The sequence below is a fragment of the Flavobacterium salmonis genome, assembly GCF_903819435.1.
GTDB classification, from domain to species: domain Bacteria; phylum Bacteroidota; class Bacteroidia; order Flavobacteriales; family Flavobacteriaceae; genus Flavobacterium; species Flavobacterium chungangense.
The window spans coordinates 310,771-331,054 of the sequence record NZ_CAIJDP010000060.1 but is presented as its reverse complement, the minus strand read 5'-3'; the positions used below and the strand labels follow the sequence as shown (position 1 = coordinate 331,054).

Sequence of the window (20,284 nt, the reverse complement as noted above, 5' to 3'; positions counted from 1 at the left end):
TTTGTATTGGATTTCATCATTAAGATCCCAAAATATAGGCTAAGTTGCCTTCAAGTTCGTCATTGATATAACTTTCTTCCAAAAGAGAATCAGACAATAGCTTTTTATTTTCCTGAAGTTTCACTATTTTTTCTTCAACTGTATTTTTCGAGATAAAACGAATTACATTTACTTTATTCAACTGCCCAATTCGGTGTGCTCGTGCAACTCCTTGCTTTTCTGCGAAAGGATTCCACCACGGATCTAAAAATAAAACATAAGAAGCTTTTGTGATATTTAGACCAACGCCACCTGCTTTCAACGAAATAAAAAACAACAACGGATTTTCGTTTTCCTGAAACAATTTTACCTGTTGTTCTCGTTTGCCGGCTGGGGTTTCTCCTGTAATTTCGCAAAATTCGATTTTGTTTTGTTTGCACCAATCGGTATAAAAGTTCAGGTTGGTAACAAACGAACTGAAAATGATTACTTTTTGTTTTACTTTAACTAAATTTTCAAGATAATTGGTAACAGCAATATATTTTCCGGAATCAATTTCGGAATCTGCATCGACCATTTTCGGATGATTACTCAATTGTCGCAGTTTCATCAAAGTATTGATAATACTGATTTTATCTGGGCTTGAACCATCGGTTTTAAGGAGGAAATTACGAGCTTTAGATTTTTCTTTCTCATATAATTTTTCCTGTTCCGGATCCATATCGCAATAATAAATCTGCTCTGTCAATTCCGGTAAATCTTTTAAAACCTGTTCTTTGGTTCGTCGCAAAATATAAGGCTGGATGAGGTTTTTTAATTCGGTTAAAACTTCTTCATTCTGCTTTTTCTCAATCGGATTTTTGAAATTTCCCACAAAAAAAGCATAACTGCCCAGAATATCCGGATTGATAAACTGCATCTGCGACCATAAATCGTCAAGCGAATTTTCGATTGGCGTACCACTCAGCGCAATTTTATGACCTGTACTGATTTTATTGATGGCTTTAAAAATTTTAGAATTTTTGTTTTTAATATACTGACTTTCATCTAAAATCAGATAGCGGAAATTATACTTTTCTAAAATGGAAATATCCCGGTGAACGATGCTGTAACTGGTAAAAATCAAATCAGTTGAATCTAATCTGCCTGCGAGTAATTTTCTGTCATTACCCACATATTGCATTTTTGAAAAGTGTGGCGTAAACTTTCCAGTCTCATTAAACCAGTTAAAAACCAAAGAGGAAGGCAGCACTATCAAAGCTTTTAGAGGCTCTCTTTCAACAGTCGTTTCATTTGCAAACAAATCAAAATTGGTCGTTTTCGTTGTAAAGCCTAATTGCTCCTGTACAGAAACCAAAACAGCTAAAGTCTGTAATGTCTTTCCAAGTCCCATGTCATCCGCGAGACAAGCACCCAGATTAGAATTGAAATGTCCCAAAAGCCATTTTACACCCTCAATTTGATACGGTCTTAAAGTTGTTTTTAGTAAATCTGAGGGAGTATATTCAGCATGAGTAATTACATTATTATCAATTTCTGAAATTCCGTCCAAAGCGGTGAAATTACTTTTACGTAAAAGTAATGCTCCGTTTTCTGTTTTTGCCAGTTTTGCCAAAGAACCATATTTGCTAAACCATTCCAGCGGAATTAAAAAGTAATTTCCGTCAGGTAACATAAAAAGTCTTTCCTTGCTTTTTATATTCGGAATAATTTCGCTGAAATTGATTTTATAATTGCCAATAGTAACGATGATTTTAATATCAAACCAATCGGCTTTTGTTTCTTTTGCAATCGAAATCGTATTACTTTCTGTAATGATTTCTTTGCTTTCAAGTTTCAGGTTTTGGATTGTAAAGCCTAAACTTTCAAGCTTTTCCTTGTTGTCAATAATCAATTGAATATTGATATAAGGATCATTCACTTCTGTTTCAAGTCCAAACAATTCGTTTTTGACTTTTACTAAACCAATTTCAAGTAATTTTTTTGTGTATAAAATTTCTACGGCACTCCTTTTAAACTGAATTATTTTGGGTTCGTTAGCAATACTGAAATCAACAAAAGAATGTGTTTTTTTGGTTTTGCCGGCATCAAAAACATAACCGTTGTAATCGAAGTAAAGATTTAGGTAATAACAGTTTTTAAAAAAATCATAAACAGGCTGAATTGTACTCGAAATTATTTGGTCACGAAGTTCCATTTCAAAACCAGTAGCTTCAATATCAATTTTTTTAGCTATTTCGGGTATAAATCCTTTAAAATAATCATCCACCAATTTTGATGGAATTTCAATTGATTTTTTCTTTAAAAACGGAGTCAGTTTTTTAGCATTCAGTTCTTTTAGCTGCCCTAATTTTTTATCAATAATTAACCACCCCGGTTCATCCAAAAGAATATCAATACTACTATTCATGGGTGAAAAAGTAGTTTTATTTTCTTTTAGCGAAAGGGTGTAAGTAATACCTTTCGAATGTTTTTCAAATTGTATCTGAGGTTCAAATTCAAGTGGTTCAACTGTAACTCGCGAACGGTAAAAGTCCTTTTCAGCGCTCATGTTAAGTGATAAAGGAAATTGCTCCTTCACGATTAAATAATAAAAGGAACTTAAATTAAATTTTAAATACTGACGGATTGCAAACTCAATTTTAGAATCTTTTTGCAGATCAGCTATTGTTTTCGCTGATTTGATTTTGGCACCGAACTTCTTGAAAATGAATTCAGGTTTTAAGGATTCGCAGGCTGTCAGGATTTTTTTAGTATTTGAATCTAAATTTTCAAAATCAATTCCGAAACTATCCAATACAACTTTTGTAGCTTTTTTGTTGAGATATTTTATTTCGCTCGTATTCTCAACAATATAGGCTGTAGGAATATAGGTATTCAGATTTTTTTCAAAACTAATGTCAAAACAGAACTGAAATGATTTAATAGGTTCCAAGGTTTAAAGGTTTGGTTAGGCTTGTAATTTGGGAATTGTGCTAAAAAAAAGCGTTTTCAAATTATTTCTATTTTGAAAACGCTTTTTTAAATGAACTTATATCACTTATATGGTGAAAAAAAAATTAGTTTTCCTGTTTAAAGCAAAGCGGAATAATTTCGCCTTTTGCCAAACAGTATTTCTCAACCAACTCTGGTGCAATTTTATTCGTGTAATCTTCTTCGATAACAATAAAACCTATACTTCTCAATTTATCGAAATAATCGCGTCCGTAAACTCGAACGTGATCGTACTGCCCGAAGATTTTAGCACGCTCTTTTTGATCTGTAATCGAATCGTCTGCAAACGTAACTTCGCGGGATAAATCTTGTGGAATTTGCAAAACTGCCATTCCGCCTGGTTTTAAAACTCGGAATAATTCCTGCATCGCTTTGGTATCGTCCGGAATATGTTCTAAAACGTGATTACACAAAATAACGTCATATTCATTGTCTTTGAAAGGCAAATTACAAATGTCTGCTTTTACATCTGCCAAAGGCGAAAGTAGATCGGTTGTTGTATAATCCAGATTTTTCTGCTTGCGGAATCTTTTGTAAAATGCCTGTTCCGGAGCAAAATGCAATACTTTTTTCGGTGCTGTAAAAAAATCAGTCTGATCGTTTAAATACAGCCAAAGCAAACGGTGTCTTTCTAATGAAAGTGTACTTGGCGAAAGTACATTATTACGTTGTTTACCATATCCGTAAGGCAAAAACGACTTAAAGCTTTTTCCGTCAATAGGATCGGTAAATTTGCTTCCTCTTAACGATAAAGCCAAAATTGGGCGCACCACATAACTCAAACGAATTAATAATGGACGGGGTATTGTATTAAGTACTAATTTGAATAGTTTTTTCATTGGGGTTGTTTCGCAGATTTACAAAAAGTTAGCTCAGAGGCTCACAAAGTATTTGTAAATCTTTTTATATTATTTTTTAAAATTTTTGAATCAAAATTAATGAGTAATCCTAATGGATAATTTCCGAGTTTCAAATAAGTCAATATTTGTGTAAATTGAACATCTGTAAATGCTTCGACAGTTTTTAATTCAATGACAATTGTGTTTTCTATTAATAAATCGATTCGATATCCATGATCAAGTTTTATATCTTTATAAACAATTGGTAAAACTTTTTGTCTTTCAACAGTCAGGGCGGTATTTACTATTTCATAATACAAACATTCTTGATAAGCCGATTCTAATAACCCAGGACCTAATTATTTGTGAACTTCAATTGCAACACCAATTATTTTATAAGTAATTGCATCTAATCTATTACGAGATTCATTGTTTTCTTCAAACATTTAAAAGGCTTGTAAATAAATAATTTTATGAATCTTGGCATTTATCTCTGTGAATCTCTGTGGAATAACTTATAAAACTAAAGGCACTTTTCTAAATTCGTCTTCTTCGGTACTTTCAATTCCTAATGCTTTGTAAATGTAATAGAAAGTCGATAAAATTTCCGGTTTTCCGTCGATTAAAGCAACATCATGTTCGAAATGCGCACTTGGTTTTCCGTCAGCAGTCAGGATTGTCCAGCCATCTTTAAGCTGTTTGATATTTTTTGTCCCCATGTTGATCATAGGTTCAATGGCAACCACCATTCCTTCAACGAAAAGTTTTCCTCTTCCTTTTTTACCATAATTTGGCATTTCCGGTGCTTCATGCATTTTTTGACCTAATCCGTGTCCAACTAATTCACGGACAACTCCGTATCCGTGAGATTCAGTATATTTTTGAATGGCATTTCCAACATCTTCAACACGGTTTCCGGCTTTAAATTCCCTGATTCCTACGTAAAGAGATTCTTTGGTTACCTGCAAAAGCTTTTTGGTTTCTGGTGCAACTTCTCCAATTTCAAAACTATAGGCATGATCTCCATGATATCCATTTTTGAAAGCACCGCAATCTACAGAAATAACATCACCATTCTGTAAAGGCGTATTATTCGGAATTCCGTGAACAACCTGAGCATTCGGACTCATGCAAAGCGAATTCGGAAAATCGTACAAACCAAGAAAGCTTGGAACAGCACCGTGATCGCGAATGAATTCCTCGGCTAATTTGTCAAGATATAATGTAGTGACTCCTTCTTTGATTTCAGAAGCAATCATTCCTAATGTTTTCGATACGATCAAAGCGCTTTCGCGCATTAATTCTATTTCCTCACGGTTTTTTTGGATAATCATATTTTTCAGATTTTCAGTTCGCAAAAGTACAATTTTAATCTTATTTTTTTTAAGTTGATTTTGAAATTAATTAGAACTGAAATTTCAATAATTTATCTAAAAATCAAAGTTTCTTTTCAATTCTAACATTTTTTTTAAAAAGCATTTCGGAAAAAAGACATAAATTAGTAGTAAAACCTTATTAATCATGAAAACTATTACAGATCAGGATATTGATAAAGTAAACGCTCTTAGGAAAATGAAGCGAAATGCTTTGGCACTTTTGGGCGTGGCAGTTCTGTTGTTTATAATTGCCATTTATTTTAAAATCCCTATGCTGCAGGCGTTTAGCGAAGCAGCAATGGTGGGCGGAATTGCGGATTGGTTTGCAGTTGTAGCCTTGTTTCGCCATCCGATGGGAATTCCGATTTGGCATACGGCAATTATTCCGACCAAAAAAAATGAGATTGGTGAAAATCTCGGCAATTTTGTTTCTGAAGAATTTCTGAATCGTGAAAAGCTGGAAATTAAGTTAGATGAATTCAATTTTGCCTCTAAAGCATCTGATTGGCTTTCGCAGGATGAAAATGCCAATAAAGTTGCAGATGCTATAACTCTAAATATTATTCCGGGGGTTTTAAAAACGATAAAAGATGAAGATATAAAGCGATTCATTCAGGTACAGTTTAAAGAAAAACTCGAAGCAATTAATTTCGGAGACTGGGTGGCGCTGGCATTTGAACCTTTACAAAAACGGAATGTAAAAGACCAATTATTGAATAATCTTCTTGAAGTGATGAGTGCCGAATTAAGCGAAAATAAAGACTTAATTAGAAAGAAAGTAAAACAATCTACCCCTTTTTTGAGTTTTGGCCTTGCTGATAAAAGCATTTCGGAAGGTATTTTTAATGGCTTGCAGGAGTTTCTTGATGAAGCCAAAAATCCGGAGAGCGCAGTTAGAATTAAAATAGATGAATACATTTCTGATTTCCTGAATAAGGTAAAGAACTCGGAAGAAATGCGAATCAAAATCAATAATCTGATTGTTGGTTTTGCCGGAAAAACAGAAGTTCAGGATTACATTAACGGGATCTGGGATGAAATAAAATTATCAATTACAAATGATTTAGAGAAAGGTGAGGAATCTTCAATCCGAAAAAACATTGCCGGTTTGATTCAGAATTTTGGAAACGGACTCAAAGAAGATTCGACAATGGTTGATAAAATCAATAATTTTATTAAAAACGATTTGCTTTCTGTTCTTCTGAATAATAAAAAGGTAATTGGGGATTTAATTTCTTCAACTGTGAAAAGTTGGGATGGAAAAGAGGTTTCTGAAAAATTAGAACTTGAAATCGGAAAAGACCTTCAGTACATCAGAATCAACGGAACTTTAGTGGGCGGATTTATCGGACTTATAATATATGGAGTTGAATGTACCTACCATTATTTTGTAATGTAAATAAAAGCAAAGAGAGACAAATCCTAAAACTTGTCTCTCTTCTATTAAAAAAAGTGGTTTTCTATAGTAATGAATGACAAGTCATTGCTTCAGGCTGTGGAACACCCATCAATTCTAAAATAGTAGGGGCAATATCGCCTAAAACACCATTTTGGATGTTTTTTAACTCCTTGTCAACCAAAATAATCGGCACCGGATTTGTTGTGTGCGCTGTATTTGGGCTTCCATCAGGGTTGATCATCGTTTCGCAGTTACCGTGATCGGCAATTACAATGGTGGTGTAATTGTTTTCAAGAGCGGTTTCAATAACTTGTTTTGCGCAGGCATCAACAGCCTCACAAGCTTTAATTGCTGCTTCCATCATTCCGGTATGTCCAACCATATCACCGTTAGCAAAGTTTAAACAAACAAAATCTACTTCACCTTTGTTTAATTCAGGAACAAGGGCATCTGTTAATTCATATGCACTCATTTCAGGCTGTAAATCGTAAGTGGCCACTTTTGGAGAATTTCTTAAAATACGTGATTCTCCTTCAAAAGGTACTTCTCTTCCTCCGGAAAAGAAAAAAGTTACGTGCGGATATTTTTCTGTTTCAGCAATTCGAATTTGTTTCTTGCCGGCTTTTTCTAAAACTTCACCAAGGGTTTCAGTGATATTATCTTTATTGTAAACAACTTTTACATTTAAATAAGTTTCGTCATAGTTGGTAAGCGTAACATAATACAAGTTCAATTTGTGCATGTTCTGCTCGTGGAAATCTTGTTGAGAAAGGGCTTCTGTAAGTTCACGGCCTCTGTCGGTTCTGAAATTGAAGAAAATCACAACATCGCCTTCGACAATTGTTGCTAATGGTTTTTCTTCTTCATCAACCATTACGATTGGTGCAATAAATTCATCGGTTACATCTTTTGAATAGCTTTCAAGAATACTCGCGACAGCATTTTTTGACGGAGTTCCTATTGCATTTACAACCAAATCATAAGCCAGTTTTACACGCTCCCAGCGTTTATCACGGTCCATTGCATAATAACGTCCAACAATTGAGGCGATTTTTACAGTAGTATCTTTAATATGGTTTTCTAAATCCTGAATATATTTGGCACCTGATTTTGGATCGACATCACGTCCGTCTGTAAAGGCGTGAACGAATACATTTTCTAAACCATATTCCTGAGAAGCGTCGATAAGCCCGCGTAAGTGTGAGGTATGAGAGTGTACGCCTCCATCAGATACTAATCCTAAAAAGTGTACTTTTTTATTGTTTTCTTTAGCATAAGTAAAAGCATCAACCAAAACTTGCTCTTTGGCAAGTGTCTGATGTGCTACTGCTAAATTTATTTTGGCTAAATCCTGATAAACGATTCTTCCGGCACCCAGGTTCATATGTCCAACTTCGCTGTTTCCCATTTGTCCTTCGGGTAAGCCAACGTTTAATCCGTCGGTACGAAGTTGTGCGCTTGGGTAATTTTGGTAAAGGCTATTTATAAAAGGAACATTTGCATTGTCTATTGCAGATACTTTAGGGTCAGGAGATTTTCCCCAACCGTCTAAAATCATAAGGATTACTTTTTTATTCATGGTTTTTAGTTTTTGGCAAAGATAAACCATTTATAAAACAGGCAAGAAACGATTGTGACAATTATGTTTTATAAAATGAACAGTGCAAAAAAATAATAATTTAATTGAAGAAAGCTTTGTTTTTTAAAATTAATGCAGACAGGTTTGAGATTCTGTAGTAGTTGAATAGTATTTTATGTTAACTAAATAGTTTTAGTGATTTATACGTTTTTTAGATACAAAAATATTACTAAGGTTTTGATTTCATATTAATTAGGTTTTAAAAACAATTCAATTTGTTTTTAAAATAATGAATTATGTTTATGAAACAAGGTAAATTCCTGCAAAAAAAAATGATATATTTAGCTTAATTTAACTTTTTTTGCGATTTAGTGTTAAAGTTTGAACAAATATCACCTAATTTAGTGATATTAATTTTTGTAATTACAAATAAAGTATAAATTTGTCAAACCTCAAAAGAAGTGTAATCTAAACGAAATCAATGATTTATAAGATTTATCCCGCAATTTTATTTTTGTTTTTGTCTTTTGGTACAGATACTAAAAATAACACTGAAGCTAAAGAAGTAACAGTACGCAACATTGCTAAAGTTGAAAAACTGGCTATTGATGCGAAGATTGAAAATATTTATAACACATTAAATACGAATAGTTTTATTCTTCCTGAACTAAAAACTTTTACGGAAGCCTTGAAAGGTTTTTACTTATTGAAAGAAAAAGGTTTTATTCAAAAAGATATTTTAACTCTGGTTGATTTTAGTTTGTCATCAAACTTAAAACGTCTGTGGGTTATTGATTTATCGACCCATACTATTTTATTTCAATCTCTTGTAGCGCACGGCAGAAATACCGGTGAAGAGTTTGCTTCAGCATTTTCAAATGTTAGTTCATCTTTTAAAAGCAGCTTAGGGTTTTATAGTACCGGAGAAATTTATCAGGGAAAACATGGTATTTCATTACGCTTAGATGGTTTAGAAAAAGGAATAAATGATCAGGCTCGTAACAGAGGCGTTGTCATGCATGGAGCCGATTATGTTTCTGAATCGTTTATCAGAGATCACAAAAGATTAGGAAGAAGTCAGGGATGTCCGGCAATTCCCGTTGAAATGACAGATGAAATTATTCAGGCCATAAAGGGTAAATCATGTTTGTATATCTATCACCCTTCGCGAAGTTTTCCTATGGAGCAACTAATTTCGTAATTTAGAATACAAATCTTCATCGAGATCATAAACATCATATCTGAAAATCAATTGATTTTTTCTACTCCAGGCAGTCCAATACCATTGATATAATTTATATTTTTTGGTAATCTTAATGCTCGTTGTTTTTTTACGGGCAATTATGGTGTCAATTTTATCTTTTGACCAGTTTTTAGAATCATCTAAAATATGCTGTGCCAATTCTAATGGGTTTTCAACACGTACGCAGCCGGAACTCAAAGAACGATTACTTCTTTCGAAATAATTTCGGTGATTGGTGTCGTGTAAGTAAACACTATAATTGTTAGGAAACATAATTTTTATTAATCCAAGTGAGTTATAATAACCTGGTTTTTGAATATACCTGTAGCTGCGGGGTTTATTTATGTTCCAGTTTGCAGGATCGACTTCGTGTCCGGCGCTATCATAAATGGTGATGTTTTTGTTTTTCAAATAATTTCTGTTTCGTTTCATTGCAGGAACCACATCTTCCTTTAAAATAGTAGGAGGAACAGTCCATGTTGGATTGAAAACGATGCTTTTAAGAGTAGAGGTTAAAACCGGTGTTTTTCTTTTACTGGTTCCAACAACAACATTTCTAACAGCAGTCGTATCCTTATTTTCTACAACATGCAAACTAAAATCAGGAATGTTAACTATAAAATAATTTTCAGCAAATTCATTCGGATACCATCTCCAGCGCTCTAAATTGGTAATAATCTGATGTTTTCTTTTTTCTTTAGAAAAGTTTAGGTGATGAATAGTGCTGGCTCCAATGACACCATCCGGAACTAAACCGTGACGGGATTGGAATTTTTTCATAGATTCAAATGTTTTATTGTCGTAGATAGCCGTTAAACTGTCTTTACCTGACATATCATTCCAATATAAAAGTCTTTTTTTAATATTGATTAATGCGCGATTAGTATCATGCAGTACTATTTTTTCTTTTGATTCAATAGTACTAATAGGGTCGTCAGGAAAACTATTGATAAGTTTTAAGGCTTTTAGTAATTGTTTATAAGTTTCCGATTTAGGCTGGATATTTTTAACTAAACTATCCAAAGTATTGTGATTGAAACTTTTTACTAATGCAGTGTTAATGTCTAAATCCTTGTCTTCAAGTGCCCAGTCCCGATATAAAAATTTGGGGTTTAGTTTTCCTTCGTATAAATGGGTAACATATTTTTCAAAATTATGAGTCAGCAGCAAATCATATTCGGCTAGTTGTTTGCTGCTTAATTTATTGATTTGATTCTCGTAAACATCCATTTTCTTTACGCGATAATCATTTGGATTTAAACCTAAATCTTCTGATTTTTTTAGTTGCGATAAAATATAAGTTCTTTTTTTTAGATTTCCCCAAATGGTTTTATTGTCAGATGAAAGATAAAATTGTTTTAATGTTTCACTTTTATAAGCGTTTATAAGTGCAGTATCTATGTCAACAGTTCTTGCATCTGTAATTACTATGGCAGGTAAAGCTTTTTTTATTTTTGGAAGTGCGTCTTTTTGGTTCTTTTTGCAGCTTATAAAGAAACACAGTATCAACAGAAAGTAAAGTTTATTCATTTTATATTTTTTTGTACATTAAATAATGTTCTCCAATATTTGGGATTTCAAACGGATTTCCCTTGATTTTATATCCCAGTTTTTTATAGAATCCAACAGCGACTGTTCTTGCATTAAACCATATCAAATCGAATTGGTTTGATATACAATATTCTTCACAATGTATTATTAGTTTCTCTCCAAAACCTTTTTTTTGGTGTGATTCTAAAATAGCCATTCCACGAATTTGCACCTGAAAAATTTCTGCAAAGATAGGATTGCTTTTTAGGAATAACGAAATTATTCCTGTTAAATTTGAATTTTTAAATAATCCGAAGTGATGTGTTGTTTCTAAATCATCCCCATCAAAAATGCAGGTTTCGATGGATTTTTCTTTTCGAAGTACAGGATGTCTTACAATAATGGCTTCCTGTGCAGATATTTCTTTAATTAATGTCATGTTCTGAATAAAAAAACAAAGCTATAACATTTTAATTTTAAATAGATTACTAAAAATAGTGATTTTTAATTTATTTTTTTTCAAAAAAAGCTTGTTTTAAACCTTACTTATTTTTTATATTTGCACCACAGTAATGCGAAAGTAGCTCAGTTGGTAGAGCTCCAGCCTTCCAAGCTGGTTGTCGCGAGTTCGAGCCTCGTCTTTCGCTCTAATCAAAACTTAGGTTTAGATTTAAAATGTAAATAATTTGTTTTTTATTTTTTTAAAAGATTTATTTTTTTATATTTGCACCCTGTTAATGCGAAAGTAGCTCAGTTGGTAGAGCTCCAGCCTTCCAAGCTGGTTGTCGCGAGTTCGAGCCTCGTCTTTCGCTCTTCGAAATCCTCAAACAATTTGTTTGAGGATTTTTTGTTTTTAGGTTATTTTAAATTACTAAGGTCGCTTTCGGGATTTAACTCAGTTGGCTGTTGATTCTGAAGAAATAAACGGGCTGATAGATTTCCTTTTAAAGTAATTTTTTCTCCTTTTACTTCAATCCAGCTGCCTTCTCTTAATCCTAAAACCGGAATAGTATTAAAAGCATGAAACTCTTTTATTCTTGTTTCGCGGGTTTCTCCCATGTGTTTGGATTGTAAATTAGGATCTAAATAATGAGGGTTTAGATTAAAAGGAATTAATCCTAATGTCTGAAAACTAGGAGGGTATACTATAGGCATGTCGTTTGTGGTTTGCATTGAAAGACCGCAAATATTGCTTCCGGCACTGGTTCCTAAATAAGGTATTCCGTTTTTTACCGTTTCAGAAAGAATCTGCATAATATTATTTCTGTATAATTGAGTAACCAGTAAAAAAGTATTTCCTCCTCCAGTAAATATTCCTTCAGCGTTTTTTAAAGCTGTTTCAGGATCTTCAAATTCATGAATTCCTTTTACTGAAATGTTGATAGTTTGAAAAACTGAAGCTGCTTTTTGAGTATATTCATCATGCGAAATTCCGCCAGGACGGGCATAGGGGATGAATAAGATAGTTGAACAATTTTTAAAATGCGATTGCAATACAGGTAGCAAATATTCTAAATAACGGCCTTCATGTAGTGTAGAGGTGCTTGCAATAATGATGTTTTTCATAAAATTAGAAACTCTGATTGTTTAAGGATAAAGGTATTGAAAAGCCTGTTCTGTTGTTAAAAGCCTTTTTAAATTAACATATTTTTACCATGCTGTTAGTATTAAATTTGGAACACATTAGGATATTTTTACATTTTTAAGAATAATTCTAATTTTTTGATTTTGATTGATAAAATTATCTGTTTAGTAGTAGTGTTTTTGAGTCAGGTTGTTTGGTCTCAGAATCAGGAACGTATTGTTTTAAACGGAAGGATTAATTCAAACACAAATGATTTGGAAGGAGTATATGTGGTGAATGCGCAAACTGAAGTAATGGTAACAACTACTGCAGATGGATCATTTTCTATAAAGGCCAGAAGTGGAGATACACTTGTTTTTTCGTCAATTCAATTTAAGGAAAACCGGGTGCTATTGACGCCTGAAAATTTTTCAGACCTTAATTATACTGTAAAATTAAATCTTCTCATGTATCAATTGCAGGAGGTAATTGTAAAACGGTACGATAATATTAATGCTGTTGCTTTAGGTATTATTCCTTCGGGACAAAAAAGCTATACAGATGCTGAGAGAAAGTTGCACACAGCTACGGCATTAAATCCTACTGCAAATGCAGGAACAATGGCTGGAGGTTCTATTTCTGTTGATCCTTTATTGAATTTCTTTTCAGGGCGCACGGCAATGTTGAAAAAGGAAGTTGCTGTAGAGAAAAAAGAGTCTTACATGCGGCTTTTAGAAAATTTATTTACATTGGATCATTTTGTAAACAAACTAAAAATCCCTCTTGAATATGTAAAAGGATTTGAGTATTATGTCGTAGAAAATGATAAATTTACAGCTATTTTAAATTCTAAAAATAAAACTTCGACAGAATTTTTATTAGGAGAATTGGCTGTTAAATACAAAGAGATAATTGCTATTGAAAACAAATAATACCTTATATATAATCTTGTTTTTTTTTGTTCAAATTTGTCTTGGGCAAAATAAAGTTTCAAAAGAAATTTTTGGACAAATTTTTGAGCAGTCTACTTCTGTGGAGGGTGTAAATATTATTAATAATAACACACAAATTACTACTGTTTCAGATGTAAATGGAATGTTTTCTATTGTGGTAAAATCAGGAGATGTTCTGGTTTTTTCATCAGTAAATTTAGAGCCTTTAAAGCGCCGCATTACTGCTGATGATCTAAATTCAAGTTCGCTTGTAATAAAAATGACAGCAAAACAAATTGAGCTAAAAGAAGTAGTTGTAAATGATAATGCTAATATCACAGCTGAAAATCTCGGGATTATTCCACATGGACAAAAAAAATACACTCCGGCTGAAAGAAAGCTTCGTACAGCAACATCGACTTCTGTTGATAAAGTAATAAATGCAATTTCCGGAAGAACTAAGATGTTAAAAAAGGAGGTTAAAGTTGAGAAAAAAGAAACCCTTTTTAAGAAGTTGGAATATCTTTTTGAGGAAGCATATTACACGGATCGTCTTAAAATTCCGTTAGAACATATAAAAGGATTTCAGCTTTACTGTGTGGATAATCCTGAATTTGCTGTATCTTTGGATACTAAGAACAAAACAATGAGTATGTTTTTGATAACTCGTTTGGCGCAGGAATATCTAACAATTATAGAGTATGAAAAATAAATTAGGAATATTTGTACTGTGTTTGTTTTGTCAATTTGTAGTGGGGCAAACTAATTCGAGAAAAACTTTACACGGCCAGGTAGTTAACAGTTCTCTTCCAATAGAGACAGGTTATGTGATGAATATAAATGCTAAAATAAGAACTTACATTGGTCCAAAAGGATTGTTTGATCTTTTAGCAAGACCAAAAGACACTCTATTGTTTACGGGTTTGGCGTTTCAGTCTAAAAAAATTGTTTTAACAGAAAAAGACTGTGCGGAAACGCTTTTATTTATCTCTTTAGATTTAGTCAATATTGAGTTAAAAGAAGTTTTGGTTCATAAAGACTTAAAAATTAATTCTTTGGATGGTGGTTCGCAGCGTTTTGTTGATATGCAATTTGAAGACGACAAACAATCAACTGCTAAAAACACGGCAATGTATTCAAATCAGACGATTAAATACGGAACTGATTTTGTCCGAATTTTTAAAGATGTTAAAAAGCTGCTTCGAAAAGATAAAGAAGTTGAAGAGGAAGTGATAAGTGACATCGCTTTTGTTGAATATTCGAAAGATAATTTTACACCTGATTTTTATATAAAGACATTAGGGCTGAAAGAAGATGAAATCGATTTGTTTTTGATGTACTGTTCGAATGATTCAGAGTCTAAAAGACATTTAAAAACAGATCAAAAATTTGAACTGATGGATTTTATGATTAATAAAAATAAAGATTTCAAAAAGGTTGTGGTGAAACAGAAATGAAAAAGAATCTCCTTTATTCCTTAATTGGAATATTATTTTTATCCCTGTCTGCATTTGCATTCCATAAATTCTACATGGGAGTTTTTCAGGTTAGTTATTCGACTGAAAAAAAAATGATTCAAATTACCTCCAGAATATTTGTTGATGATCTGAATAAGGGGATAGAAAAAAAATACAATAAAAAGACCTTTCTGGCTACTGATAAGGAAACTCAGGCTGATATTGATTTATTAAAAAGATACCTTTCAGAAAATTTTAATATAAAAATAAATGGTCAGCTAAAACCTATTACTTTTTTATCAAAAGAACTCGAATCCGATGATGTTTTGGTTTGTTATTCCAGAATTACTGCTGTAGAGAAATTTAAAGTATTAGAAATTTCAAATACAGTTTTAGTTGATTGGAATGCTGAACAGCAAAACATTACACATATTTCAGCATATGGAACTAAACGAAGTGTGCTTTTTACAGAATCTTCAAAGAAAGAAGTGTTAAAGTATTAATGAACGGGTAAAATTGTTGTTTTAATTCCTATTTTCACGGCTTCAAAAACTCCAAAAAATATTTATGAAAAGACTTTCATTACTATTGCTTTTTCCTGCTGTGCTAATGGCTCAGGAGAAAAATACCACTGTTGCTCCAAAACAACAGGGAAAGTATGATACAAACAAGTTTAGCCAGATGTATGACTTGATGGCTACGCCAAATATGTTTCGTACGGCATCAGGAGCCCCGGGTCCTGCTTATTATCAACAGCAGGCAGACTACAAGATTGATATTGAACTGGATGATAAAAACTCAAGATTAAGCGGATCTGAAACGATTACTTACACAAATAATTCACCTGACAATTTAGAGTATTTATGGATTCAACTGGATCAAAATCAGGCTAAAGCCAATACACAATCTGCTTTGGCCGAAGGAGAGAAAATTAATCAGGTCTTGCCTTTGGAGGGTTTTTCGGGTAAATATCTAAAGAAAGATTTAGAACGCGGTTTTAATATCGAATATGTAAAAGACGCTAAAGGAAATCCGATGTCCTACACCATCAATGAAACCATGATGCGTATTAATCTGGTTTCGCCTTTAAAACATGGAGAAAAGATTTCATTGTCTGTAAAATGGTGGTATAACATCAATAATTACAGAAAAGAAGGCGGACGTTCCGGTTATGAGTTGTTTGAAAAAGACGGTAATAAATTATATGTAATAGCCCAGTTTTATCCAAGAATGGCAGTTTACAATGACGTTGAAGGATGGCAAAATATGCAATTTTGGGGAAGCGGGGAATTTGCACTTCCTTTTGGAAATTTTGATGTAAATATTACAGTTCCTGCTGATCATATTATTGATGCTACGGGAGAATTGACCAACAGAGCTGAAGTTTTTACGGCAGAACAGGTAAAACGTTATGAACAGGCTCAAAAATCATTTGATAAACCGGTTGTAATTGTTACACAGGCAGAAGCTGAAGCTGCTGAAAAAGGTTTCTCTGAAAAGAAAAAAACATGGAAGTTCAGTGCAAAAAACGTACGTGATTTTGGAATTGCCTCTTCAAGAAAATTCATTTACGATGCAATGGCTGTAAAATTGGGTGGAAAAATAGTAATGGCTGAATCTGTTTATCCGAAAGAAGCAAACCCGCTTTGGGGAGAAACTTCAACTATGACAGTTGCCCATACTTTAAAAAGTTATTCGTCACATACATTTGATTATCCATATCCAAAAGCAGTATCCGTTTCTGCAGAAGATCAGGGAATGGAATATCCTATGATTTGCTGGAATTTTGGTCGTCCTGACGAAAATGGTGTAACAAGCAAAGAAGTAAAAAACGGAATGATTGGTGTTGTAATCCACGAAGTTGGGCACACTTTCTTTCCGATGATTGTAAATTCTGATGAACGTCAGTGGACCTGGATGGATGAGGGTTTAAATTCATTTTTAGAATATCTGGCAGAACAGGAATTGGATCCAAAGTTCCCTTCAAGACGCGGACCTGCAAAAAATATTGTTCCGTACATGAGCGGAGACCAGAAGTTTTTGGAACCCATTATGTCTAATTCTGAAACCATTCATCAATTTGGGAATAATGCGTACGGAAAACCGGCTACAGGACTTAATATTTTAAGAGAAGTAGTGATGGGAAGAGAATTGTTTGATTATGCTTTTAAAACCTATGCAAACAGATGGAAATTTAAACATCCAACTCCGGAAGATTTTTTCAGAACGATGGAAGATGCTTCTGCAGTAGATTTAGACTGGTTTTGGAGAGGGTGGTTTTATTCAACTGACTTTGTAGATATCGGAATCAAAGAGGTAAAGCAATATTATGTTTCAGAAACTCCAACTGCAGATATCAAAGATGTCAAAGTTAGAAAAGGACGTTTCGGGTACGAAAAAGGACCTTTTGTTTATTTAGTGGCAGGTGATAATACAGAAGTAGAGGAATCTAAGAAAAAGGCTTTAAAAGTAGAAGATTTTAAGCCTTTGGCTGATTATGTAGATCAGACTTTTACGGCAGAGGAAAAAGCAAGCATTAAATCGCCTAAATATTTCTACGAAGTAGAATTCAATAAACCAGGCGGAATGATTATGCCAATTTTGGTTGAAATTACCTATGAAGACGGTACAAAAGACAATTATCAGTATCCTGCACAAATATGGAGAAAAGGCAATGAATCAGCCAAAAAAGTGTATGCAACTGAAAAACCTGTCAAAAGCATTCAGATAGACCCGAAATTATTGACCGCTGATATTGATGTAACCAACAACTCTTGGCCAAAAATCGAGCAAAAGTCAAAATTTGATTAAATATAAAATTAGAAAGACTCTGAAAAGAGTCTTTTTTTTTAAGTAAATTTTAAAACACCAGCCTGTAAAATTTAATATCTTTGTGACACAAAAAATAAAAGATATGTTTGGTATAGGAGGAGGAGAATTAGTTTTTATACTTTTTATAGTACTAATGCTTTTTGGATCAGATAAAGTGCCTGAAATTGCCCGTACAATGGGTAAAGCGATGGCGCAGTTAAAAAATGCAACAAATGATATTAAAAGCGAAATTCAAAAAGGGGCTGAAGCAAATGGTCTTGATGCAAAATCGCTTTCAGATATAACAGGTAATATCAACGCTCAAATTAATGATGCCAAATCTAATTTATTAGGTGATACAACAAATTTATTGGGCGACACAGCTACAGAAATTGACAAAGTAAAAGAAGATATTGATTCCATCGCAGGACCTGTAAAACGTCAAAGATAATATGCTTAAAAAAATACAAGAATTAGATACTCATTTATTAGTTTATCTTAACAGTTTAGGTTCTGAAACATACGATAATTTCTGGCTGATTATTACAAGTCAGTTAAATTGGACTCCCGTTTTTTTATTAATGTTTTATCTTATTTATAGAAAAATTGGAGGAAAACAAACCTTGTATTTATTGCTTTTTATAGCAGTTTTGATTGCTTTTACAGATCAGACAACCAATCTTTTTAAAAACACTTTTCAGCGTTTACGACCTTGCAATAATCCTGAAATCAACACAATTATCAGGGTAGTGCAATCCCGAAAATCGTATAGTTTTTTCTCTGGGCATGCTGCTAACACAATGGCTGTGGCTACGTTTTTATTTCTGGTTTTAAAACGCCATTTCAAATACCTTGGGTTTCTGTTTTTATGGCCATTAATCTTCGCCTATAGCCGTATCTATTTAGGTTTGCATTACCCGGGAGACATTCTGACTGGCTATTTCTTTGGAGCTTTGTTTGGATTTTTGATGTTCAAAGTATATCAAAATTTAAAACCAAAATACTTTCCGGAATAATACTTATTGTCATCCTGAGCGTAGTCGAAAGAAGGAACTGATTCCGGCTGTCCGCTATATCTTTTGAGCCAAACCCTGGCACAAAAGGATTTCACTTCCATCCGGGCTAGGGCACTCGTTTTCAAAAAGAAATTTTTAAAAACAGATGTAATTATTAAATATACCTGTTTTTAAAAATACTTTCTTAGAAATTAAATTCTTCTAATTCTATTGCTTCGTCAAAATAAGCCTTAAACTTTTTAGATAATTCTCCATCTTTAAATTTTACAATTGTAAAAGAACTATCCCAAGCGGTAATTTCGCAGGATGAGTTTTCAACTTGAAATTTGTCATTAATCCAAACATCATTATTTCCTTCTGCAAATGGAGGGTTTTTTATATCAAATATTGGCTCTTCAGTTTTTTTTACGGCAGATATTACACCCCATATGATTTGAGAATCTGTTTTAACTATTTTTTTTAAATTTTCAGGTGTTATTATTGAATAATCATCTTCCAGATCAATTGGTAATTGCTGTTTTGAAAAATTTATAATGTCTAAGTCAGACATCACCCAATTAAATTCGGAAATGTTTATCCATGATGAATTTAAAAGATCATTTAAGTTTGTGTGGCAGTATAATTTTTCTGTATTTCTTATTATCCAATTCAAAATTTATTTTTTTACATAGATGAATGATTCAAACATTTAAATATTCTCTATAAATTTGACTTACCGCAAGATCTTCGTGAATTAGGAAATAGAAAACAAATCTAAACTCTCGGATTATAATTCAAAAAGAAAACATTAGTTCAAAAGAACCGTTTTCTCGCTCCATTCCAATCCATCAGAAAGTTCCTGCTTGCTGAATTCAATATGAATAACTCTTCTTCGTTCGTTGTTTGTAGTTTTGTTTGAAGCATGAAACAGTAAAGGTTTCATAATCATAATACCACCTTTTTCAACTTCGCAGATAGTTTCCTTTTCGTTTTCGAAATCAAGCTTTTCAATTCTTAAAATTCCTTTTGAATGTGAATTATTGATGACTTTCAAAGCACCATTATCTTTTGTGGTTTTGTCAATGTGAATTCTGATAGTGAAATTATTTTCAAGAATTGCTGCAGGAGGCTGAACCGCAAACTGATTTTGTTTTACAGTCCAGTTTTCAAAACTCTCAACCTCAATTTTTTTATTGACAGAAATAGTCAGGTCCTGATGGTAGGCAACAAACCAGTTCGATTTTTCGGGTTTGTCAAAATAAATGGATTTGGTTATAAAATAGCCTTTTCCAAAAGCAGTTTCTATAATTTTCTGTAATTTTTGATTGAATATAAAAGGTAAAGTCTCAGGAATTTCTTTATGAAATTGCCTTACAGCAAATAAATCCTGAGATTTTCTGAAAGTATCATTTTCTGGATTATTTTCCGTTGTGTTTTCAATTAAAGAAATTATTTTTTGAATTTCCTCTTCGTTGTAAACATTATCAATAATTGTAAATCCGTCAGTGTTTATTTGATGTAAATTCTTCATTTTAAATTTTGAAATATCACGTTTATTACGAAAAAATCTTAGAAACTTAGCGTCT

General features: G+C 32.9%; 18 protein-coding genes, 2 tRNA genes and 1 pseudogene. 11 read left to right on the top strand and 10 right to left on the bottom strand.

Annotated elements, in window-relative coordinates; translation table 11 throughout:
- Positions 1 to 19 precede the first annotated feature (19 nt).
- The 4 genes and pseudogenes from FLACHUCJ7_RS06195 to map form a co-directional block, all read right to left on the bottom strand.
- Positions 20 to 2,914, bottom strand: coding sequence for a DEAD/DEAH box helicase (locus FLACHUCJ7_RS06195; RefSeq protein WP_180908299.1), 2,895 nt, complete (start codon positions 2,912 to 2,914; stop codon positions 20 to 22).
- Positions 2,915 to 3,038: 124 nt separating this feature from the next.
- Positions 3,039 to 3,812, bottom strand: coding sequence for a class I SAM-dependent methyltransferase (locus FLACHUCJ7_RS06190; RefSeq protein WP_078227379.1), 774 nt, complete (start codon positions 3,810 to 3,812; stop codon positions 3,039 to 3,041).
- Between the two features lie 41 nt (positions 3,813 to 3,853).
- A pseudogene (locus FLACHUCJ7_RS06185) lies at positions 3,854 to 4,159 on the bottom strand (GxxExxY protein); the annotation flags it as partial.
- A gap of 168 nt (positions 4,160 to 4,327) precedes the next feature.
- A complete protein-coding gene (gene map / locus FLACHUCJ7_RS06180) occupies positions 4,328 to 5,146 on the bottom strand; it encodes a type I methionyl aminopeptidase (RefSeq protein ID WP_180908298.1) in 819 nt (272 codons plus the stop codon).
- 187 nt (positions 5,147 to 5,333) lie between these two features.
- Between map and FLACHUCJ7_RS06175 the strand changes: the two genes are divergently transcribed.
- Positions 5,334 to 6,587, top strand: a complete 1,254-nt coding sequence (locus FLACHUCJ7_RS06175) for a DUF445 domain-containing protein (RefSeq protein WP_180908297.1) — start codon at positions 5,334 to 5,336, stop codon at positions 6,585 to 6,587.
- A gap of 61 nt (positions 6,588 to 6,648) precedes the next feature.
- Here the strand turns inward: FLACHUCJ7_RS06175 and gpmI are convergent, their stop codons facing one another.
- Positions 6,649 to 8,166 (bottom strand): 2,3-bisphosphoglycerate-independent phosphoglycerate mutase, encoded by a 1,518-nt coding sequence (gpmI, locus tag FLACHUCJ7_RS06170; protein ID WP_180908296.1) that lies wholly within the window; start codon positions 8,164 to 8,166, stop codon positions 6,649 to 6,651.
- Between the two features lie 481 nt (positions 8,167 to 8,647).
- Here gpmI and FLACHUCJ7_RS06165 point away from each other — a divergent pair, with 481 nt between their 5' ends.
- A complete protein-coding gene (locus FLACHUCJ7_RS06165) occupies positions 8,648 to 9,367 on the top strand; it encodes a murein L,D-transpeptidase catalytic domain family protein (RefSeq protein ID WP_078227384.1) in 720 nt (239 codons plus the stop codon).
- On the opposite strand, the gene FLACHUCJ7_RS06160 is transcribed toward FLACHUCJ7_RS06165, so the two are convergent.
- Both FLACHUCJ7_RS06160 and FLACHUCJ7_RS06155 read right to left on the bottom strand, forming a co-directional pair.
- The gene (locus tag FLACHUCJ7_RS06160; protein ID WP_180908295.1) at positions 9,356 to 10,939 is read right to left on the bottom strand and encodes a L,D-transpeptidase family protein; all 1,584 of its coding nucleotides are present in this window, start codon (positions 10,937 to 10,939) and stop codon (positions 9,356 to 9,358) included. The two genes, FLACHUCJ7_RS06165 and FLACHUCJ7_RS06160, sit on opposite strands and share 12 nt — an antisense overlap.
- A 1-nt stretch (position 10,940) precedes the next feature.
- Complete coding sequence (locus tag FLACHUCJ7_RS06155) at positions 10,941 to 11,378, bottom strand: GNAT family N-acetyltransferase (protein ID WP_078227386.1); 438 nt, start codon at positions 11,376 to 11,378, stop codon at positions 10,941 to 10,943.
- 135 nt (positions 11,379 to 11,513) lie between these two features.
- On the opposite strand from FLACHUCJ7_RS06155, the gene FLACHUCJ7_RS06150 reads away from it, so the two are divergent.
- Together FLACHUCJ7_RS06150 and FLACHUCJ7_RS06145 are read left to right on the top strand one after the other, a co-directional pair.
- Positions 11,514 to 11,586, top strand: a tRNA-Gly gene (locus FLACHUCJ7_RS06150).
- A gap of 92 nt (positions 11,587 to 11,678) precedes the next feature.
- Positions 11,679 to 11,751, top strand: a tRNA-Gly gene (locus FLACHUCJ7_RS06145).
- 46 nt (positions 11,752 to 11,797) lie between these two features.
- On the opposite strand, the gene pepE is transcribed toward FLACHUCJ7_RS06145, so the two are convergent.
- Entirely contained in the window at positions 11,798 to 12,505 is a 708-nt protein-coding gene (gene pepE, locus FLACHUCJ7_RS06140; RefSeq protein WP_180908294.1) for a dipeptidase PepE, read from the bottom strand.
- Between the two features lie 162 nt (positions 12,506 to 12,667).
- On the opposite strand from pepE, the gene FLACHUCJ7_RS06135 reads away from it, so the two are divergent.
- The 7 genes from FLACHUCJ7_RS06135 (at position 12,668) to FLACHUCJ7_RS06105 (ending at position 18,719) form a co-directional block, all read left to right on the top strand.
- Positions 12,668 to 13,435: a hypothetical protein gene (locus FLACHUCJ7_RS06135; protein ID WP_180908293.1), complete on the top strand. Its 768-nt coding sequence runs from the start codon at positions 12,668 to 12,670 to the stop codon at positions 13,433 to 13,435.
- A complete protein-coding gene (locus tag FLACHUCJ7_RS06130; RefSeq protein WP_180908292.1) occupies positions 13,422 to 14,147 on the top strand; it encodes a carboxypeptidase-like regulatory domain-containing protein in 726 nt (241 codons plus the stop codon). Before FLACHUCJ7_RS06135 ends, FLACHUCJ7_RS06130 begins: the two co-directional genes overlap by 14 nt.
- Positions 14,137 to 14,892: a hypothetical protein gene (locus tag FLACHUCJ7_RS06125; protein ID WP_180908291.1), complete on the top strand. Its 756-nt coding sequence runs from the start codon at positions 14,137 to 14,139 to the stop codon at positions 14,890 to 14,892. Before FLACHUCJ7_RS06130 ends, FLACHUCJ7_RS06125 begins: the two co-directional genes overlap by 11 nt.
- Positions 14,889 to 15,395, top strand: a complete 507-nt coding sequence (locus FLACHUCJ7_RS06120; RefSeq protein ID WP_078227389.1) for a DUF6702 family protein — start codon at positions 14,889 to 14,891, stop codon at positions 15,393 to 15,395. Before FLACHUCJ7_RS06125 ends, FLACHUCJ7_RS06120 begins: the two co-directional genes overlap by 4 nt.
- A gap of 64 nt (positions 15,396 to 15,459) precedes the next feature.
- Complete coding sequence (locus FLACHUCJ7_RS06115; protein WP_180908290.1) at positions 15,460 to 17,703, top strand: M1 family metallopeptidase; 2,244 nt, start codon at positions 15,460 to 15,462, stop codon at positions 17,701 to 17,703.
- Between the two features lie 103 nt (positions 17,704 to 17,806).
- Entirely contained in the window at positions 17,807 to 18,154 is a 348-nt protein-coding gene (locus FLACHUCJ7_RS06110; protein WP_031454562.1) for a Sec-independent protein translocase subunit TatA/TatB, read from the top strand.
- Between the two features lies 1 nt (position 18,155).
- The gene (locus FLACHUCJ7_RS06105; protein ID WP_180908289.1) at positions 18,156 to 18,719 is read left to right on the top strand and encodes a phosphatase PAP2 family protein; all 564 of its coding nucleotides are present in this window, start codon (positions 18,156 to 18,158) and stop codon (positions 18,717 to 18,719) included.
- Between the two features lie 184 nt (positions 18,720 to 18,903).
- Here the strand turns inward: FLACHUCJ7_RS06105 and FLACHUCJ7_RS06100 are convergent, their stop codons facing one another.
- On the bottom strand, positions 18,904 to 19,371 hold the full coding sequence (locus FLACHUCJ7_RS06100; RefSeq protein WP_180908288.1) for a hypothetical protein: 468 nt from the start codon (positions 19,369 to 19,371) through the stop codon (positions 18,904 to 18,906).
- A gap of 135 nt (positions 19,372 to 19,506) precedes the next feature.
- The gene (locus FLACHUCJ7_RS06095) at positions 19,507 to 20,229 is read right to left on the bottom strand and encodes a phytanoyl-CoA dioxygenase family protein (RefSeq protein WP_180908287.1); all 723 of its coding nucleotides are present in this window, start codon (positions 20,227 to 20,229) and stop codon (positions 19,507 to 19,509) included.
- Between the last annotated feature and the right edge of the window lie 55 nt (positions 20,230 to 20,284).

What these genes read in the sequence shown, in the direction of transcription:
- FLACHUCJ7_RS06190 (WP_078227379.1), bottom strand. Translation starts at nt 3,812, where the DNA reads ATGAAAAAACTATTCAAATTAGTACTTAATACAATACCCCGTCCATTA.
- map (WP_180908298.1), bottom strand. Translation starts at nt 5,146, where the DNA reads ATGATTATCCAAAAAAACCGTGAGGAAATAGAATTAATGCGCGAAAGC.
- FLACHUCJ7_RS06175 (WP_180908297.1), top strand. Translation starts at nt 5,334, where the DNA reads ATGAAAACTATTACAGATCAGGATATTGATAAAGTAAACGCTCTTAGG.
- gpmI (WP_180908296.1), bottom strand. Translation starts at nt 8,166, where the DNA reads ATGAATAAAAAAGTAATCCTTATGATTTTAGACGGTTGGGGAAAATCT.
- FLACHUCJ7_RS06165 (WP_078227384.1), top strand. Translation starts at nt 8,648, where the DNA reads ATGATTTATAAGATTTATCCCGCAATTTTATTTTTGTTTTTGTCTTTT.
- FLACHUCJ7_RS06160 (WP_180908295.1), bottom strand. Translation starts at nt 10,939, where the DNA reads ATGAATAAACTTTACTTTCTGTTGATACTGTGTTTCTTTATAAGCTGC.
- FLACHUCJ7_RS06155 (WP_078227386.1), bottom strand. Translation starts at nt 11,378, where the DNA reads ATGACATTAATTAAAGAAATATCTGCACAGGAAGCCATTATTGTAAGA.
- pepE (WP_180908294.1), bottom strand. Translation starts at nt 12,505, where the DNA reads ATGAAAAACATCATTATTGCAAGCACCTCTACACTACATGAAGGCCGT.
- FLACHUCJ7_RS06125 (WP_180908291.1), top strand. Translation starts at nt 14,137, where the DNA reads ATGAAAAATAAATTAGGAATATTTGTACTGTGTTTGTTTTGTCAATTT.
- FLACHUCJ7_RS06120 (WP_078227389.1), top strand. Translation starts at nt 14,889, where the DNA reads ATGAAAAAGAATCTCCTTTATTCCTTAATTGGAATATTATTTTTATCC.
- FLACHUCJ7_RS06115 (WP_180908290.1), top strand. Translation starts at nt 15,460, where the DNA reads ATGAAAAGACTTTCATTACTATTGCTTTTTCCTGCTGTGCTAATGGCT.
- FLACHUCJ7_RS06110 (WP_031454562.1), top strand. Translation starts at nt 17,807, where the DNA reads ATGTTTGGTATAGGAGGAGGAGAATTAGTTTTTATACTTTTTATAGTA.
- FLACHUCJ7_RS06105 (WP_180908289.1), top strand. Translation starts at nt 18,156, where the DNA reads ATGCTTAAAAAAATACAAGAATTAGATACTCATTTATTAGTTTATCTT.
- FLACHUCJ7_RS06095 (WP_180908287.1), bottom strand. Translation starts at nt 20,229, where the DNA reads ATGAAGAATTTACATCAAATAAACACTGACGGATTTACAATTATTGAT.